13 protein-coding genes are annotated in these 19,426 nt (G+C 45.6%); 4 read left to right on the top strand and 9 right to left on the bottom strand.

The features are described from left to right. Window positions 1-18: 18 nt before the first annotated feature. The 6 genes from pheS to M4S28_RS07750 all read right to left on the bottom strand — a co-directional run bounded on the left by pheS (window position 19) and on the right by M4S28_RS07750 (window position 8,210). Window positions 19-1,002, bottom strand: a complete 984-nt coding sequence (gene pheS / locus M4S28_RS07775) for a phenylalanine--tRNA ligase subunit alpha (RefSeq protein WP_249632714.1) — start codon at window positions 1,000-1,002, stop codon at window positions 19-21. A 311-nt stretch (window positions 1,003-1,313) separates the two neighbouring features. After that, a complete protein-coding gene (locus M4S28_RS07770) occupies window positions 1,314-2,423 on the bottom strand; it encodes a GGDEF domain-containing protein (RefSeq protein WP_249632635.1) in 1,110 nt (369 codons plus the stop codon). Between the two features lie 271 nt (window positions 2,424-2,694). Then, window positions 2,695-3,927, bottom strand: a complete 1,233-nt coding sequence (locus M4S28_RS07765; RefSeq protein ID WP_249632634.1) for a hypothetical protein — start codon at window positions 3,925-3,927, stop codon at window positions 2,695-2,697. Window positions 3,928-3,936: 9 nt separating this feature from the next. Continuing rightward, on the bottom strand, window positions 3,937-4,728 hold the full coding sequence (locus M4S28_RS07760) for an outer membrane lipoprotein-sorting protein (RefSeq protein ID WP_249632633.1): 792 nt from the start codon (window positions 4,726-4,728) through the stop codon (window positions 3,937-3,939). Between the two features lie 44 nt (window positions 4,729-4,772). Beyond that, complete coding sequence (locus M4S28_RS07755; protein WP_249632632.1) at window positions 4,773-7,304, bottom strand: efflux RND transporter permease subunit; 2,532 nt, start codon at window positions 7,302-7,304, stop codon at window positions 4,773-4,775. A gap of 120 nt (window positions 7,305-7,424) precedes the next feature. Further along, a complete protein-coding gene (locus tag M4S28_RS07750) occupies window positions 7,425-8,210 on the bottom strand; it encodes a TetR/AcrR family transcriptional regulator (protein ID WP_017074568.1) in 786 nt (261 codons plus the stop codon). 554 nt (window positions 8,211-8,764) lie between these two features. On the opposite strand from M4S28_RS07750, the gene M4S28_RS07745 reads away from it, so the two are divergent. Both M4S28_RS07745 and M4S28_RS07740 read left to right on the top strand, forming a co-directional pair. Next, the gene (locus tag M4S28_RS07745) at window positions 8,765-9,550 is read left to right on the top strand and encodes a hypothetical protein (RefSeq protein ID WP_017091255.1); all 786 of its coding nucleotides are present in this window, start codon (window positions 8,765-8,767) and stop codon (window positions 9,548-9,550) included. Continuing rightward, window positions 9,471-10,256, top strand: coding sequence for a hypothetical protein (locus M4S28_RS07740; protein ID WP_065608384.1), 786 nt, complete (start codon window positions 9,471-9,473; stop codon window positions 10,254-10,256). The genes M4S28_RS07745 and M4S28_RS07740 overlap by 80 nt, the downstream gene beginning before the upstream one ends. A gap of 173 nt (window positions 10,257-10,429) precedes the next feature. On the opposite strand, the gene M4S28_RS07735 is transcribed toward M4S28_RS07740, so the two are convergent. From M4S28_RS07735 to M4S28_RS07725, 3 genes are all read right to left on the bottom strand, one after another. Beyond that, window positions 10,430-10,924 (bottom strand): outer membrane beta-barrel protein, encoded by a 495-nt coding sequence (locus tag M4S28_RS07735; protein ID WP_017077897.1) that lies wholly within the window; start codon window positions 10,922-10,924, stop codon window positions 10,430-10,432. A 142-nt stretch (window positions 10,925-11,066) separates the two neighbouring features. Then, complete coding sequence (hrpA, locus tag M4S28_RS07730; protein ID WP_249632631.1) at window positions 11,067-15,149, bottom strand: ATP-dependent RNA helicase HrpA; 4,083 nt, start codon at window positions 15,147-15,149, stop codon at window positions 11,067-11,069. A 252-nt stretch (window positions 15,150-15,401) separates the two neighbouring features. Further along, complete coding sequence (locus M4S28_RS07725) at window positions 15,402-16,730, bottom strand: MipA/OmpV family protein (RefSeq protein WP_249632630.1); 1,329 nt, start codon at window positions 16,728-16,730, stop codon at window positions 15,402-15,404. An 81-nt stretch (window positions 16,731-16,811) separates the two neighbouring features. On the opposite strand from M4S28_RS07725, the gene M4S28_RS07720 reads away from it, so the two are divergent. Both M4S28_RS07720 and M4S28_RS07715 read left to right on the top strand, forming a co-directional pair. Next, window positions 16,812-17,297 carry a VC1380 family protein gene (locus M4S28_RS07720; protein ID WP_249632629.1) on the top strand — a complete coding sequence of 162 codons (486 nt, stop codon included), beginning with the start codon at window positions 16,812-16,814 and terminating at the stop codon, window positions 17,295-17,297. Window positions 17,298-17,303: 6 nt separating this feature from the next. Further along, on the top strand, window positions 17,304-19,403 hold the full coding sequence (locus M4S28_RS07715) for a metallophosphoesterase family protein (protein WP_249632628.1): 2,100 nt from the start codon (window positions 17,304-17,306) through the stop codon (window positions 19,401-19,403). Window positions 19,404-19,426 lie beyond the last annotated feature (23 nt).

Raw genomic sequence — 19,426 nt, 5'->3', positions numbered from 1 at the left:
TGTGTTTCTACCCTTGAATTACTTGAACTGTTTTAGGAAACGTAGGTCATTCTCAAAGAATGAACGTAGATCGTTAACACCGTAACGAAGCATCGTTAGACGCTCTACACCCATACCAAATGCAAAACCAGAGTATTTCTCAGGATCGATGCCAACAGAGCGAAGTACGTTAGGGTGAACCATGCCACAGCCTAGAACTTCTAACCATTTGCCATCTTTACGTTTCACGTCAACTTCAGCTGAAGGCTCTGTGAACGGGAAGAATGAAGGACGGAAACGCACTTCAACTTCTTCTTCAAAGAAGTTACAAAGGAAATCGTTAAGAATGCCTTTAAGTTGTGCAAAGTTTACGTTCTCATCAACTAACATACCTTCCACTTGGTGGAACATTGGCGTGTGAGTTTGATCGTAGTCGTTACGGTAAACACGACCCGGAGCAATGAAGCGGAAAGGCGGTTTGCCGTTTTCCATCGTACGGATTTGAACACCAGAAGTGTGCGTACGTAGCATTAGATCAGGGTTGAAGAAGAAAGTATCGTGATCAGTACGAGCTGGGTGATCGTCTGCGATGTTTAGTGCATCAAAGTTGTGGAATGCATCTTCAATCTCAGGGCCAGACTCAGTGCTAAAGCCAAGCTCACCAAAGAACTGTTCGATACGCTCAACGGTGCGAGTCACTGGGTGAAGACCACCGTTCTCAATGCGACGACCGGGTAGGCTCACATCAACCGTTTCTTCAGCGAGTTTCGCTTCAAGCTCTGCACGTTGCAGTGCGTCTTTGCGAGCGGCGATCGCTTGTTGAACAGCACCTTTCGCTTTGTTGATCTCTTGACCAGCAGTGCGACGCTCTTCAGGTGGAAGTTTACCTAGGCTTTGTAGTTGAAGAGTGAGTTCACCCTTCTTACCTAAATACTGAACTCGCACTTCATCAAGTGCGACTAACGAGTCAGCGCTTTCAATCGCTGTCGCTGCATTAGCAATGATCTCTTCTAGATGTTGCATCATTTCCTCATCTACCAGTTGGTAGTGTCCGTATCGGATGATTAGTTTTTTTAGATAGCTACACATAGTAATCAAACACGCTACCAATGCCAAATTGAATCGCTAAAAGAGCAAGTTATTGACTAAAAACACGGCAAATTTAACAGGATATTAATGAGGAGTAGGAAGAAGTGGAACAATTACAGGTACCACTCCTTAATTTGGAGGCGAATCACGCTCAAAAAATAAAGCGAGCTAGGTTTTAGATTTAAAGTGAACTAAGCGCTAAAACTGACGAGAGCTATGGTTCTAAATCTTAAGTAAATCGAGATCTAAATCTGAATCGAACAAACGCTGTTCTTCCCCGCGTTTTTCGCTAAATAAACGGACTCATCAGCCGCTTTAATCAATTCATTCATGGTTTCGAATTCTTGGGTCATTTCAGCCACACCGACACTAATGCTGCCAATCCAAGCTTGGTTGCCGGTCTCGACCTCTAATTCAGACACTTTCTGGCGAGTCGTTTCTGCGATGTGCATACCCCCTTTAAGATCGGTATCAGGGCAAATCACCAAGAATTCATCGCCCCCTAATCGGCACACAATATCATCGTTGCGGAATGTATTTTTCAGTTCGCGCGAAAGAGTTTTTAGCACCAAATCACCTGCATCATGGCCACTGGTGTCATTAATGCGCTTGAAGTGGTCGGCATCAATCATAATGCACACCAAAGGCACGCCAAGTTCTTTGGAGTCTTGCCAATGCACGGCTAACTGTTTAAAAGCACAGCGGCGGTTAGGCAAATTAGTGAGTGAGTCTGTTAACGAGAGTTCTTCAAGTTTCTTATTCGCTTGTTTTAACTCTGCCGTACGTTCCTCAACTTTGTCTTCGAGTAACTGGTTGAAGCGTAACAACTGTTTATTGCGTTCAGAGACCTGCTCGAATAAGCCTTTAAGCGCGGCTAATAACGGAATGGTTGACGAGTCTTGCTGCTTTTCTTCTGCTTCAAAGGCTTGTTGAGGTGTTGCGCCCTCTTCTATCGCGGCCACTTGTCGCGCCATGTTTTGGTCGATGCCAAGGATGTGATAAGCAAGCCAATGGATGAGGAAGTCCAGTAGCTGGCGTGCTGACGCCTGATCTTCTTCCAAGATGAAAGCTTGCATGCTGTAGATATCTTGCATAAACACGCGATGTACTTTGATGTGTTCTTCAATGTGTAAGTCATAGACTCCGCAATCTCTCATCAAAGATTCTTCTTCTTTAAAGTGAAATTCGGCATAGCGTGTGAGATCGAGTAAAGCGACGCTCATGTCGTCTGTAGAGATAGTATTCTCTGACAACAGGTTTCCGTAGTGGTTGATAAAACCAACGAGGTATTGATGCTGTTCGTCTACGACACCAATGCCTGTTTCAAAGTTTTTATCCCAATTAAATGAATTCATAAATCCCTTAGGGCCGATACCGCCAACATAATTTGCATGCATATTCGGAGGTTATAGATGTTCGAAAAATATAACCATTCTACCTGTGGGTCTATTCGATTGTTTGATCCATTTTATAAAAAGACGACTTTGAACATTCTAAATATGAGTCATCTTAAATTTGAGACATCCCCTCTAACAAGAACGCCTCATGAAGCTAATATTAACTTTTTTGGAAATGCCAATTTTTTTGAAACGCTAACTTGTTGGAAATACTAACTTTTTGTAAAGACTAAAAATAGTATTCCAACGCCATCTCAACAAAGTCGTCCTTACGCGCAAAGAACAACAAGTCCTCTGGGGTTTCGTTCTCAAACAACCAAGCGTTCAATCGCCACTTGAGGTTGTTGTTGATACGGCTTGAAGCTTCGATCTTTGCACTGTAGACATCGCTGTTGTCTAAGTCTTGAGTAATGCCCGTTAATACCTCAGTTCCGTCTTCATCGTTCAAGGCGAAACGCGCACCAAGGAACACATCGTTTTGACCGATGGTTTGGGCGTTGTTACCTCGGCTGTCATACAGGTATTCAGCAATGAAGCCAATGTCCCAATACGATTCAAGCGCCCCAACCCATGTGTATTCAAAGCCTGTCGCGACGCCAATGTGGTTGTCGTAGCTGTCGCGATAAATGCTTTCCAGCTTCCATAACCAATCACCGATAATGCCTTGCACATCCAATCCGAAGTGCTGCATTTGCGCGTAATACGGCTTGAGTTCATTGCCTTCTACACGATAATAAGGGTCGCGATTGGTGCCGCCTAAGTAGCTTAAACCGACATCCCAATCACCGTACATTTGGCTATAACGCAGTGCTACGTCTAAATGCTTTTCTTCTCGCGAAGATTCGTAAAGCGCATCGTCCGATACAGGTACCGTTGGCCTTAATCGTCCGTCTTCCCCTGCAAAGGTGCGTTCACGAAAATACGGCAGTAACATGGCATCAATGGTTCCCCAGTCTTTTATCGAGGTGAAGTGAACCATAGGCTGACCTAGCTTTGATTCACCATCGACCGATTCAATGGCATCGGTTTGGTTTACCACATCGACCAAATGCGCCGATTCGGTCACACCCCAGAACACCTTGCCGACACCGGCTCGCAGTTCGTAATCGTCCCAATAATTGAGATACAGAGCTTCACGAACGTCGCCATGGGTTCGCTCATCGTCTTCGCTGTCTAGGCGATAAAACGGGGTGAAGGTAAAGCTGCCGTTGCCCTCTTGTTGCTCCCAGTAAAACTCCGGCTGCAACACCAGTGAGCTTTGTCCTTTATCTTGCCCTTGTAAGCCGTCGCTAAAGAACTGCCTGTGTTCAAGGTTAACCTGCCCTGCTAGCTCTGGGGTGACTTGTTCTACGAACTCAGAGCTAAAACCAGCCGCCACACATGGCAACGACACCTGCATAAGCCCGACTGTCGCCGCCAAGGTTAAAGATAACTGCGTTCCTGTTAACACAATCCTTTTCATATTCTTGCCTTACTTTGCACGTTTAAGTGTGTTTTTTTGAAAATCCTTGTCTTTAAGACCGGTCTGGAACGCTAAATCTGTCGTGGTTAATACCGTACTTTTGCCTGTTTGATGGTTTTGCATCGACATGGTGTGTGCGCGCCAGTATTGGTTTAGGTATTGTTTGTAGTCTTGAAACGATAGGGTTTTCAGCAGTGCGCCTTTGCGGTCGTAAAACTCAACCTGAACTGGGCGGTAGTATTGTTGGTCTAGCCATACTTTTTGCATGGTGTAACCAGAGTTTTTATCGGTCGGTACTTGCTCTAAAACAAAGGTATCCACGCCTTCAATTTTGGCGTCTTCAATGTAGTTGAAGGTGTACTTTCCTAACTCGAATGAGCTCAAATCTTCGTAAGCAAATTCACTGCCCATAAATGGGCCCGATTTGTTACGTGAAGAGATACGTTTTACACGCTTCAATGCAGGCAAATACAACCATTGGTCATCGGATTTGGTGATGTGTGAATGGTTGAGGAAAGCCGTGCCTTTTACGTCGCGAGGCTCATCAAAAATGGTCAGCCCTTTATCGCCATCGTCATCCACTTCTAACGACTTCAATCGCATTAGGCGTGTGCTGCTTTCGCCTTGTTTGTTGCGAAGTAGCATTTCCATGATCGCAACAGAATCGCCCCACCCCATATCAACGGCTTTACGTTGTTCGGCAATTTCTAAGCCTTTCGCCGGGTCAGCTATAGTAGGGAAAGCGACAAACGCGCCCATAGTAAATAGTGTCGTAACGAGAGTTTGTTTAACGATTTTCATAAATTTCTCCTTGAGTCAGCCCACGACAGCAGGCTGACGATTCCTTATTTAGTCGAAGTAGACAGTTCGCCAGCTGGGTTAGATTGCTCTGCTGTAGTTAACTCGGCTTTAGATAGCTTTGATTCGTACTGAGGTTTATCTGAATAGTGAGTCTGTTTGTCGAAGATCATCAGTAGGCTCGGTAACAAGATGAAGTCGACCACCAGCGCAATGAAAATCACAATCGCGCTGAGTAAGCCCATATCGGAATTGAGTCGGAAGCTCGACATCGCCAGCACAGAGAAACCAGCCACAAGCACGACCGTGGTGATCCACAACGCACGGCCAACAGTGTGGAAGGCGTAACGAACGGCTTCTTCCGCTGATTTCCCTTCCATTCTGGCGCGTTGGTATTTACTCAAGAAATGCACCGCATCATCGACCACAATACCCAATGTAAGCGTGACTACGACCGATAAACCTAGGTTGATTTCACCCGAAATAAGCGCCCACAAACCAAAGCCGATAATCGCCGGGGCAATGTTTGGCACTAGGCTGATAATGCCCAAGCGAACCGAGCGCAATGCGAAGATCATCAAGCCAGAGATAAGCACTAAGGTGATAGGCAGAGTCGATAGCATGCTCGCCATGTTGGTTTCGCCGATATGGGCAAACATCAGTGACGGACTCGATGCCACCACTTCATACTGAGGCGCATTGGCTGCAAACCATGAGTAAATACGCTCTTCGAGTTCCACCAATTCCACACTGCCTAGGTTGTCGACCGTGAGCACCATTTTGATCGATGACTTATCGACATTGATTTGGTTGTTCAAGTCCAAACCGTACGGCAGAGACATCTCGTAAAGCAGCAGGTATTGCGCGGCAAGTTCTCGGTTAAGCGGCAATTGATAATAGCTGTCGTCATCACCGTGCATGTTCTTATTCAAACGCATGTAAACATCGGAAAGCGTGGCGACATGGTCGGTTTCTGGTTGTACGCGTAGCCAATCGGTAAAGTCACCAATCGCTTGTAAGAACACAGGATCAGCAATCGCTTGAGATTCATTGGTTTTCACCGCAATACTGATGGTCGTCATGCCGCTTACTGTCTCTTCCATGAAGTCCGCAGCTTGTCTGAATTCGCTTGAGGTATCGAAATACTTCACCGATTCATCATTCACTTTGTTGAGTGGAATTAGCGCGGCTGCGCCAACAATCACTAACGTAGAAATCGGCAGCAGTGCTTTGCGGTTAGCCACCACAAAATCGCCCAGTTTATCCATAAAGGTTACTTTGCTTTCAGCGGCTTCATTTGTTGGCAGAGTTTTCACTGGCAAGAGTTTTAACAGCGCAGGAAGCATGGTCACAGAAAGGAAACACGCGATGATCACACCCAATGCCGACAAGTTACCGAAGTCTCGCAATACGGGAGAATCCGACATGTTCATCATCAAGAAGCCAATCGCGGTGGTCACAGAAGTAATCAAAATTGGCATCGCGTTCAACTTGATGCTGTATTGAATGGCTTGTGCTTTCTCCATCCCGCGCTGCATAGCTTGTCTCATGGTCACGATTACGTGAACACAATCGGCAACGGCAAGGGTTAATACCAATGTAGGAACGTTGACCGTTGCAGTACTTAGGAACATCCCTGCCCAACCAGACAAACCCATGGTCGCGACAATCGAAGAGATAATCACAACTAAGGTAGCCACCACGCTAAAGAATGAGCGCAGCATAAAGGTTAGGAACACCAACACAACTAGCAGCATTAATGGCACCAGTGTTGAGCTGTCTTCTTGAGCCGAGGTCATAAAGGCGTTGTTCATGGCAATGATGCCCGCTTTATGGAATTCGACGTTGGGATATTGTGCTTCGTAGCGGTCAATCATAGCGTTGATGGCCGCAATGACTTCTTGCACTTCCGCCGTTTTGTCCACTTCGGGCAATTGCACCGTCACGTTCACAATGGTCACGTCACCAGAAGCCGATACCAATGCATTCTTAAGCAGTGGTTCGTTGAGCGCGATCTGTTTTACTTTGGCGATCCGCTCTGGTGTGTGCTCGTATTCTTCGTACAGCAAGTCTTCCACTAAGAGGTCATCTTCAACGGCTTCGGTATGCTGATAATTGGCAAGCGAATCGACACGGCTTGAGTATGGGATCTGCCACGCATCGACCGTGAGGTTTTGAATTAAGGTGAGGGTTTCTGGGGTGAAGACATTGCCGCCTTCTGGTGCGACGACAATCGCGAGGTTGTCGGTTTTCGCAAAGGTGGTTTGGATTTCATCGAACGCCATCAACTGTTTGTTGGTGCCTTCGAAGAAGATGTTGTAGTCCCCTCTAAAGTAGAGGTTCTTTGCCCCTAATGCAGAGAGCATGATGATTGAAAAAACCACCAGCAGAACGATAAACGAACGCTTGGTCGGTATTGAGTGCCAACTGTTATTTAGATCCCCGTTTACGCTATCGACATTACGGTTATCTCGATTTTGGTGATCGAGAGCGGGCTTCTGGCTGTCATGTTCCATCACAGTCTCCATTTGTGACGATTCGTCATAGTTGTGTCTTAAAAAGCCAGCCGAAGCTGACAAAAACACAATTCTTAGTCATATACTCAAGAAAACCAAAACCACACTAGGCTAAACTTAAGTTTATGACGATTCGTCACTAATGGTTATTAATAAACCCACATAGGTGGGCTTAGTTGAAGCTTATCGACCTACTGACTCTAAGTAAGCGACTTCTTCACTGAACAGTTCTTGTTCTACACGGCGCCAGGTTTTTCGGTAATCCCAATCACTCGAAAGGGGCTGCCAGTTGAGGCCGTCTAAAATCATGTTCGCGTTATGTAATACTGAATACGGGTCTTGTAACCGCTTGATACAATGACTGTTTGAAGCATTCTGAGACAAGGCATTTGAACCAAATGCGATTGACCAGTTGGCGAATACGATGGCATCTGAACCCACGCCAGAAGAGAACTTTAGGTCACCGGCTTCTACTGCTTGATTGACGAGCAGATCCGCTTGTTCGATAACGATCTCTTCTAATTGATTCATCTCGGCCACGCGTGCACTGGAGGCTTTCTCTAGTACCCATGGGCTTTTCGCCATAATCGCGCAAGTTGATAATACCGGTTCCATACGAGCATAAACTCGGTACGCAACGTGCAATGCGACAATCTTTTCGCGTGAGTTGCCTTCAAACTCTCCAGAACGAGCAAACAACAGTGCCTCAGACTTTAGAGAATGAATACATAACGCTAAAACCACGTCTTCTTTGCTGCAAAAGTGATTGTATATCGTACCTTTAGAATAAGAACTTGCCGCCGTTAGCCTATCCATCGTCAGATTTCCGAACCCTTGTTCTCGAACCAGATCTTTTGCTAACAACATCAATTCTACTTCTCGGTCGGCTATGGATTGCTGCTTCTTAGACAGCACCGCCTTGCAACCAAAGATACTTTGTTTATCGCCTTTACAACCAAAGCCAAACATAATTTTTCAGTCCGTATTTGAGCTTAGCTATTACCTAAGCTTAATCAGCATTTAAAACGCTCCTGTCCAATATATTAACACGAATAGTAAATTCATGTAGTTAACCATTTTGTGACGCTTCGTCATTTCTGACTTATCGTCATAATAGCGCAAATATTGATCATATCAAGGTGTTTTATAAATTAAATACAAATTATGAATGGATGGATAAATATGTCAATAAGTAGATAGAGAAATCATCAACAGTCACTAGAGAGAGAAGATAGGCGCTTTCATGAAGACAACACGAAAGTTTAGAAGCTCATTCTTAACGTTAATAGACCACGTTATTTTAAGCCTTGGTACAGAATCAGCCCCGAAAAAGACGGACGTAAACCCCATCTTTAGCGACCTTCTGACCTAGAATGAATGAGTGTAGGCTTACTTTTTGGGGCAGACCTCTCCTTATGGTCAATATTTGGCTTACTAATGTCGTTTTCTGTTAAGTTGCTATAAATTCGGTAAGGGGTGACTTACAATAGTGACAACGACTTACCTTTTTTGAGAACACGATATTGAGCGCCAAATATTCTTATTTAGCTTGGCAAGTGAATACTTCTAGCCCAGCAGAAAAGCTGGTTTTATTGATGCTTGCAGATGGTGCTGATGAATTCGGTTACACCAATGTGTGCCTGCAAACGGCAGGTCAGCTTTGTGCTCTCTCTACGTTTGGTTTAGCCGACTGCCTTAAGTGTTTAGTCGACCAAGGTTTCCTCGATAAGGTGAAAGTAGACTATCGAGATAAGAAAGAGATTCACGTTTTCAAAATGCTCATTGAGCAAGAGCAAGCTACGGCGCACGTTGAGGTTCAACCGACCAATAGTATTCCGGTCTACTCTACTGCACCTGCACCTGCACCTGCACCTGCACCTGCACCCAAGTTTCAGCCAGCTCCGGCACCAATGCAACACATGCAGCAGGCCCCTCGCCCACAAGGTCGAGGCTCAATGAACAGCAACACCGTCTCTACTCATGATCTCAACGAAGAAGAGATACCATCATGGGCGGAACGTGCGTTTAAATTCTCCGGTTTGACCGGTGACCATAGTTTAGTATGGAAGAAATTTGTCCTCTGGTATAAAGCCAAAGCCAATGAATTAATGCCATTATCTCGGATTGAATCCAAGCTGCAGTACTGGCTAGTTAACGAGAAGCAAAATGAAAGACAACAACAGCAGAAGACCTCTCAATATTCAGGAAATGCAGGACAAGCTCAAGGAAATGGGTATAGACAAAAGCTTAGCCCATCTGAACGCTTCAGGCAGCAGCTCATTCAAAAAGGCAAAAAGCCAACCTTCTGAGCCAGCTCAACCTATTGTTCCTGACGCTACCGTACAGCCTAACGCACCTGAAGTGATTGAAGCACAAAGTACAGAAGTGAACGTAGCGACACCAAACGCTGCGGGCTCTGGTGCATCTCAACAAGTGCCTGTTGTTGATCAAGATCCAGCAGAGCTTGAGCTAACGGATTGGTGTATCCATGTGTTCGGTTCTTTCTTGAGCGTGTACGAAACTCAGTGGGAATACCAATACGGTAGTGAACCGAGCGGTAAGTTTCTTGAGTTTGCCCACTCTGTTGACTCAGACGGCCTTAACCGCGTGCTAATGCACTGCCATGAGCGTATTCAACTTGGCAACAGTTGGCCACCGCAAATGGGTGAGCTTTGGATCCTTAAAGATTCTTTGACCGAAGAAGAGCTGCTTGATAGCCGTATTCGTGTGTTGTCGCGCGCAGCTGTTAACAACATTGAAAAATGGCTTATCCAGAACAAACTGTACGACTTGAAGCGCACGGCTGAAAACAAGCTCGATGGCCTGTTTAAGAAATACTACTTGGAAGCAAAGCGTTTAGATGAGAAAGGCATGCTGGAAACAGAATTGCCGCAGTTCCTTCTTGCCGCTAACTCAGTGAAGAACTTGAACGACTTGAAACGCGAAGAGTATGAAAGCCAACACGGCAAAGCAATTAACCCAAGAATTCAGAAGATTCTAAACAGTAAGAAATAGCACTGCTCGCTTAACTTATACCGCTTAAGTCAGCGACATTACTATTCTACAGATACAAAAATGCCAGCTATCAAGCTGGCATTTTTTATGAATTCTTACGAACTCTTTAACGAACATCCATCATTAACTGTAAGTAAGTGACTCACTAAATGCTCGCCACTCACTATAAACAATTACAGTAGGTGGATAGTTGCGTTTAGCGTAAATACGCCAGAGTCGTCATCTTTCATTTTGAAGTTTTGGTAGCTAGCGCCTACAGATAGTGGGCCAAAGATGAAGTATTCAGCGCCTACACCGTACATGATATCCTCACCTGATTGCTTGAAGCCGTCAGATTTAAGATCGTAAGAGTGAACACCAGCCTTCGCGTATACGTGAAGAGGACCGAAGTCGATGCTTGGCTTGATCGCTAGGTAAGCAGTGCTTGCATCTAGGTTTGTAAGGTCACGGTTGCCGTACTTAACGCTGTCGAAAGAACCAAGATCCCAGTAACCCGCTTCAATACCGATTAGTGGCAGGATGCCTGTACCCACGTGGATACCCATCGCTGTTTCTTCTTCATTACCTAATGAGTTTTGACCACCCATTACGCCGCCGTACAACCAAGAATCAGCCATTGCTGTTGAAGATGCACCTAGCAGTGCTAGTGCCAATAACGTTTTTTTCATATTCGACCTTTTTCGTCCTAGTGGCAGGCCTTGAGTGGTAATAAATTGCCACCAAGTCGCCCTGTATGTAATAACTATTCAATTAGTAATGCAATAAGCAAGATTTATACCTAAACCTTGCTATTGCGTCTAGCTTTATTCCTTAGCAAGCATCAATCGCGTTTTTAACACGCTTATCTGATACTGGGTAAGGCGTACCGAGCTGCTGTGCGAAGAAGCTTACACGAAGCTCTTCTACCATCCAACGCACCTCTTTTACATTTTCTGGAACCGCGATCCCTTTTGGGATTTTATTCAGCAGCTCTTTGTAATCATTCATTACTGACTCAACTTTGATCATATGCAAGCGATCTTTGTTCGGGTCAATCGGCAGTTTTTCCATGCGGCGTTCAATCGCTCTCATATAGCGTAGAATATCCGGCAGGCGTTTCCACCCACATTCTGTGGCAAACCCCTTAAAAATCAAACCTTCTACCTGAGCTTTTATGTCAGAAAGTGCGAATGCCATTGAAAGATCGACACGTCCTTTGAGCTTTTTACTGATGCTGAATGCCGTGGTTAGGATGGTTTCAACCTGTTGAGCAATCTCAACAACGCTGTCGCCCAGCTCTGCACGTACGTGTTCTTTCAGTGCTTCAAACTGCTCTGGTTCCCAAACCAAACCGCCCTTCTCTTCAATCAGCTTATCAATACCACAAGCGATACAGTCATCGATAAGATCGAGCACCTGTCCGTATGGGTTGAAATACAAGCCAAGCTTAGACTTGTTCGGTAAGTTGGAGTGCAAGTATTTGATCGGCGATGGCACGTTCAACAGGATTAAACGACGCTGACCCGATTTCATTGCCGAGATCTGCTCTTGCTCGGTTTCGAACAATTTGATCTCTACGCTGTCTTTAGAATCCACCAGCGCAGGGAAGGCTTTAACATCATAGCCGCCGCGTTTCTGTTGGTAAACTTTTGGTAGCTCACCAAAGCTCCACGTATGCAGGTTCTGCTGTTCAATATCGTCGTCAGCAACCTTAGAAAGCGTTTCTTGAACCTTGTCTTTCAGACTTTCTTTTAGCTCATGCAAGTCTTTCTGTTCTTTCAGCTTACGCTTGCGATGATCTACGGCGCGGAATGTTACCTTTAAGTGCTCAGGGATCTGGTCTAACTTCCAGTCATCACGTACCACTTCTACACCTGTCATGCGGCGCAGCTCTTTTTCAAGAGAATCCAACAACGGTGCTTCAAGTGGTGTCACACGAGCCAAGAACGCATCCGCGTAGTTTGGCGCAGGTACAAAGTTACGGCGTAGCGTTTTTGGTAGTGACTTAATCAGGCTAATCACCAGTTCCTGACGCAGGCCTGGGATCTGCCAATCAAAACCGTTCTGGTCGATTTGGTTCAAGATAGGCAGCGGAATGTGTACCGTTACACCATCGTTGTCGTCGCCCGGCTCAAATTGGTAGCTCAGCTTCAGCTTGATACCATTTTGGTGCCAGAAGTTAGGGTAATCCAAATCAGTAACGTGGCTTGCATCACCGCGGAACAGCATCGACTTTTCGAAGTTAAGCAGCTCTGGTGTTTTCTGGCTGGTTTGCTTCCACCATGTATCGAAGTGACGGCCTGAAACAGCCTCTTCGCCAACACGTTGGTCATAAAAGTCGAACAGTTCATCATCGTCGATCAAGATGTCACGACGACGAGACTTATGCTCTAACTCTTCTACTTCTTGCAGTAGCTTGCGGTTCTGCTTGAAGAAGGCGTGTTTGGTTTCCCACTCACCTTCGACCAAAGCGCTGCGCACGAACAATTCACGGCTGACGGTGGCATCAATGGCACCGTAATTAACCAAACGTTTTGGAATGATTGGGATTCCGTAAAGCATCACTTTTTCGTGAGCCATTACTGCCGCTTGTTTCTTAGACCAATGTGGCTCGCTGTAGCTGCGTTTAATCAGGTGTTTCGCTAGGGGTTCAATCCATTCAGGCTGAATCTTCGCGATAACGCGCCCCCAAAGTTTTGAGGTTTCCACCAGCTCAGCAGACATGATCCACTTAGGCTGTTTCTTAAATAAGCCAGACGCAGGGAATATATGGAAGCGCGCATTACGTGCACCTTGATATTCATTCTTCTCTTGGTCTTTCATACCGATATGAGAAAGCAGACCCGATAGCAGAGACATGTGAATGCCATCGTAACTGCCCGGTTCACTATTCAGCTTGGTATCCAGTTCACGCATCGCTTGGTGAATTTGGAAGTACACATCTTGCCATTCACGAATGCGTAAATAGTTTAGGTAATCTTGCTTACACTGTTTGCGAAATTGATTACTCGACAGCTCTTTTTGTTGCTGCTTAACGTAATCCCAAAGGTTCACAAACGTGATGAAATCTGACTCTTTATCAAAGAAGCGTTTGTGCTTCTCGTCAGAAGATTGTTGCTTGTCTGATGGACGCTCACGCGGATCTTGAATCGACAATGCAGAAGCAATCACCATCACTTCGTGCAGACAGCGGTTGCTTGGCGCTTCAATCACCATACGCGCTAAACGCGGATCAATCGGCAACTTAGCCAGCTTGCGGCCAATCGGCGTTAGCTTCTTCTTGTCGTCGCCATGATTCTTGTTTTTGTTCGCAGACGGTTCTGTTGTTGCGATTGCACCGAGCTCTTCAAGTAGCCTTACACCATCTTGAATATTACGCTTATCTGGTGCTTCAACAAATGGGAATGCTTGAATGTCGCCTAGGCCCAGCGCTGTCATCTGAAGGATAACGGATGCTAGGTTAGTACGAAGAATCTCAGGATCAGTAAACTCTGGGCGTGATTCGAAATCTTCCTCAGAGTACAGACGAATACAGATACCTTCCGCAACACGACCACAACGACCTTTACGCTGGTTCGCACTCGCTTGAGACACAGGCTCAATCGGTAGGCGTTGTACTTTAGTACGGTAGCTGTAACGGCTAATACGCGCCGTACCCGGGTCGATTACATACTTGATGCCAGGAACGGTTAACGAGGTTTCAGCCACGTTGGTCGCCAGAACGATGCGTCGACCAGTATGAGACTGGAAGATTCGGTTCTGTTCGCCTGCAGAAAGACGCGCGTACAGCGGTACGATTTCGGTATCACGTAAATTACGTTTACTTAAAGAATCGGCAGTGTCACGAATTTCACGTTCACCGTTCATGAAGATCAAGATATCGCCTTGGCCTTCATCACACAGCTCATCAACGGCTTCAAAGATACCTTCGATTTGGTCACGATCTGAATCACTTTCATCACCACCTAGTGGGCGGTAACGCGTATCAACTGGGTAAGTACGACCTGATACTTCAATAATCGGCGCATTGTTAAAGTGCTTCGAGAAGCGCTCAGGATCGATGGTCGCTGATGTAATGATAACTTTAAGATCAGGACGCTTTGGCAGAAGCTCTCTTAGGTAACCCATGATGAAGTCAATGTTCAGGCTACGTTCGTGGGCTTCATCGATAATGATGGTGTCGTACTGGCTTAAGAAACGGTCGTGCTGAATTTCCGCCAGTAAGATACCGTCGGTCATCAATTTGATTTGTGTTTTATCAGATATTTGGTCGTTAAAACGAACCTTATAACCGACAAAATCACCCAGCTGTGTTTCCATCTCTTCCGCAATGCGGTTGGCAACTGAACGTGCCGCAAGACGACGAGGCTGAGTGTGACCAATTAAGCCCATGCGGCCACGGCCAAGCTCAGAACAAATCTTTGGCAACTGAGTGGTTTTACCCGAGCCCGTTTCGCCGGCCACGATAACCACTTGGTTTTCAGCAATGGCTTTCGCAATGTCATCGCGCTTTTGGCTAACAGGGAGAATCTCTGGGTATTCGATGGTTGGTTTGTGCGAGGCACGCTGATTTGCCGTCATCATAGACTTGGCAATATCTAACGCAATCTCATCGAAGACAACGTTCTTGGATTGTTCGTTTTTAATTCTACTCGCACCAGCAATTCGCTTACTCAGACGGAAGCGATCGCGCATCATACATTCGTTGAGCGCTTTACGAAGAGAAGCTGGGCTATTTTGAGATGCTTTTGTATTGGCTGCTGAATGATCAGCAGGTGTAGCTTTTGGTTGTTTAGCTTTTGATTGATTAGCAGGTCGGTTCGATGCAGGTTTGTTCGATTTCGCTTCGTTCTTTGGAGAACTAGGCTGTACTGCATTCTTGTTGTTGTCTGCTTTTTCCGGAGACGAAGTCAAAGCGTGTCCTATTCTTGTACTTATTAAACTCGCGCGATTATATCACAAGTCTCAAACAAAAAAGCCTGACAACAAAGGGAAAACCTTTCGCTATCAGGCTGATTAATCACGCTAACACTAGCGAATGCTATAGAAGCTAGGTCAAATGTAAGTCGTACTTAGTAAACTCTGGCTTAAAGCTAACGTTTAAAACTGTCTCTACGAAAATGACAGTCAAAAACCACGATTAAAAAGAACAGCTAAAAACTACGCTTAGAACTCATATTGGAAGTAAACCGTGTTGTAGTTACTGCCGCCTTTGATACGACCAAACTGAGAGGCGTTTTCAAAGATCGCAGAACGATGATGTAACGAGTAGCCGAACCACAAGTTGTTCAAGTCATTCTTACCAATCAAGTCGCCGACGTTCACATCGAATGAGAAGTCTAAGTAATTCAACAGATGACTTGCTGTGTAACCTTTACGGTCCATCTCAGAGCCTTCGATATAGGTAATCGAATCGATGTAAGACATACCCTCGGCCACACCAACACGCCACTGGGTTGGCCAATCAAAGGTGTAATACGCTTTGATTGCGATGATGTATTCAGTGCTGCTTGACTGAACCTCTGAACTCCAGTGGTGTGCGATACCTGGCGTTAGGTAGATATCCAATGGGAAGCCGAAGATCTCATCGGTTAACGGGTGGCCATAGAAGAACGAAGTAAGTTGGTTGTTGTATTCATCTTTCTCCGCGTTGAACTTCATGATGTCACCAATATTGGATGGCGTTGCCCAGCCGTGGGCGACACGTAAATACGGCGCATTGCTCAGCTTAGGTTTCGGTGCTTTCTCTTTGTCGTTAAAGAAACCAAAGCCAAGGTACAATTCACCTTGATAACGGTCTTCGACTATCGACGAATCGTAGGCATTATCGTCTAATCGAGTCACACCGGTTGAACCCAATAAGTACAAGTTTGAAACCACATGATAACGCGCTTCAACACCGACATTCAGATCTACACCTGCACCAATGGTTTCATTAGACGCTGAGTAATACTCGCTATTGAAGTCAGCACTTTTGTAACGAAGTGTCGCACTTGGGTAAAACTCCCAATCTCCGGTTTCATACTTGGCTTTAGCACGTAAGTTACCGTGGAGGTTGAATTCACTGTCGCTCATCAATTCCGTCTCGACAGACCAAGGACCATCAAGTTGGTAGGTCAGTTGAGCACCGAAGTCCGCAGTATCGCCTTCAATTGCGTTCTGTTCAGAAGCTGGGATATCAATAAAACGCATGCGAGAGATAGCATTAAAAGACCATTTCTCGTCATCTGTTTGATAGAGGTAAGCCCCCATCTCGGTACCATCAATGAACACATAGTCGTTCTTGAAAAACAGCATCGGCACGAATGAGTTAACCGATTGGTCACCACCAGACGTGTCATAAGGGATGCTCGCAGTACGGAACATTGCGGCGATGCCCCACTCTTGCTCTTCAGCAGCCCACGCATTAGCACTTACGAAAATGCCACTTAGGAAAGCGCTACTTAGTAAAACCACTCCAGTTGAAGTGAGAGTCGGTAAATATTTGAGCTTCATTCTTATGTAATTACTCTTTGTAATAAATAATGTGTTACTGAATAGACATTTATTAACCATGACGGCTAACTATTTTTAGGTTTGATCGGCATTGACCGTTACAATGTAGAATATTCTCGGTTAAATGAAAGTATTGTGAAAGTCTCCGAATTACAAAACATTATAGATCAGTTACCCAAAGATTCCGATCCAGATATTGTTATGGGTGATGCGTGGCTGCCCGAGCGTTTGGTGGATACCAACCTAGACGGCGACATGCTATTTCTTGAATTCGATAATGCCCCTGAAGACAATCAAGGGGATGAAGAAGGCCGTGGCTTTGTTGAGCACGAGATTGCTATGATTCGAGAAAAGCTCGAACTGTTGTTAGACGAGTCTTCCGATACCAAGACAAAAGCAGATGCTCTATTGGCAATATTTCTAATGGGTCATGAACTTTCTAGCTCGGAAGTTATCGAAATACTTGAATCAACAGAGCTTGAATCAACGAAATCTGAAATGACGGAGCTTGAGGCTACTGAGTCTGAATTAGTAGAACACGAAGCAAAAGAATTCCACGACGACTAACCACCAATGATTTTAGGTACCGTATTGAAACCCTCTACGACATCATCTCTTCCCCTGTTACTCGCCGGACCCATTTTAAGAAAAACCACCGCGACTGAAGTGGTACTTTGGTTAGCCACCAGCTCGCCTCTTGTTGGCCGGGCTGATATTTATATTCGTGAAACTGAGCATAGTCGAGAAACAGGCTTTTCGAACGAAAAAGAGCATTCAGAACCAAAACAAGACCAACCGTTTTATACCTCATCGCTTGAAGAACATGATTCGATTCAAATCGGTACGCACGCGTGGGTAACGCTAATTCGCTTACAAGGTAAATTCCCGACTAATACGCCTCTTGAATATGACATTCACACAGAGTCAGGTTCACTAAAAGAGCTCGCCCCTCACCTTGTTTACAACGGTAAATCTCGCGTTGAGTTTAAGATATCGACCTCGGCTGATTACATTCTTCATGGATCTTGCCGTAACCCGCATCATCCAAGCAAAGACAGCCTAGTCGCAGCCGATAACAAGATAGCCGATCAAAGCGTCGCTGAAAGACCCGACATGCTGATGATGAGCGGCGATCAGATCTACGCCGACCATGTGGCGGGGCCAACACTTGATGCTATTCAGCAAGTGATTCAACTGCTTGGCCTTGTAGGTGAGAGCTTACCTACTGACTCACAAATTAAGCAAATCAACACTAGTGACGCACTGTATAGCAGTGAATATCACTTATATCAGCGTCATCACTATTTGCCGCACCACACCGCTTCAGAATCCATGATCGATAAGTTCTTCCCGAATCGTGGCGTGCCGATTTTTAGTTCTACCGATTGTGAAAACCACTTGGTCACGCTGTCTGAGTTTATCGCGATGTACTTGTTGGTTTGGTCTCCAACACTGTGGCAATGCGTCAATCGAGAGCGTTTAATTGAGAATAACTTCACTCAAGGTGGACGCCAATTAACACCGACTGAGCAGCAACAATGGCGTGATGAAAGCGTCATCATGGATGATTTCATTGCTGGCTTACCGCGAGTACAACGTCTGTTCGCGCATATTCCAACTTACATGATCTTCGATGATCACGATGTGACTGATGATTGGAACCTTACCGTAGGCTGGGAACATGCTGTCGACCAAAACCAGTTCGCCACTCAAGTGATAGGTAACGGCCTAGCGGCTTACTGGATGTGTCAGGGCTGGGGTAACAAGCCGGAGAGCTTTGACGAAGCGTTCATCGAGCAAGCAAAACAGCTTTTTGTCGGTCAACCGCGCATTACTAAACAAGCGCATATTGTTGAAAAAAATAAGAATATAGAACAAACTCATAATGAAGCCGGCAATGCAGTGACTACTGACTCTGTTAGCAATATCGAGCCAGATAAGCATCAAGCCTTTATTGAGATGCTGAGTCGCTTTGAAGAGTGGCATTACACGATAGACACCTCACCCAAAGTCATTGTGTTGGATACTCGAACGCGTCGTTGGCGTTCCGAGTCACGCATGAATAAGCCTTCAGGTTTAATGGACTGGGAAGCCTTGATTGAGTTCCAACATCAGTTAATGAATCAAGATAAGGTGGTGATCGTTTCTGCTGCACCGATGTTTGGCGTGAAGTTTATTGAAACACTGCAAAAGATGGCGACCACAATCGGCAAGCCATTAGTGATTGACGCTGAAAACTGGATGGCACATCCGGGCAGTGCGAATACGCTGATCAGCATCTTTACCCATACCAAAACACCGACCAACTTCGTGGTGCTTTCTGGTGACGTTCACTACTCCTTCGCTTACGATATCAAGCTTAGGTATCGTCGCAACAGTCCGAACATCTATCAAATTACCTGCAGTGGCATTAAAAATCAGTTCCCTGCTTCGCTGCTTAAATTCTGCGATGTGTGGGACCGCCTGTTATACAGCCCTCGCTCAGTTTTGAACTATTTCACGAAGCGTAAGCGCTTAAAAATCGAGAAGCGAAGCCCTGATAATCAGACCTTCTATCGCCTTTCAAACCGCAGTGCGATTGGGGAGTTGAGGCTAGACACTGATGGGAAACCGCAATCGATCACCACCCTCAGTGGCGATGGTAAGGTTACGCGTTTTCCGGAACCGGACTAGGAAGTGCTCCTTATCGCTCGCGT

Origin of the sequence: Vibrio sp. J383 (assembly GCF_023503985.1) — a bacterium.
Taxonomy (GTDB): Bacteria; Pseudomonadota; Gammaproteobacteria; order Enterobacterales; family Vibrionaceae; genus Vibrio; species Vibrio splendidus.
The sequence above is the reverse complement of the archived record's forward strand: the minus strand, read 5'-3'. Positions and strand labels throughout refer to the sequence as shown.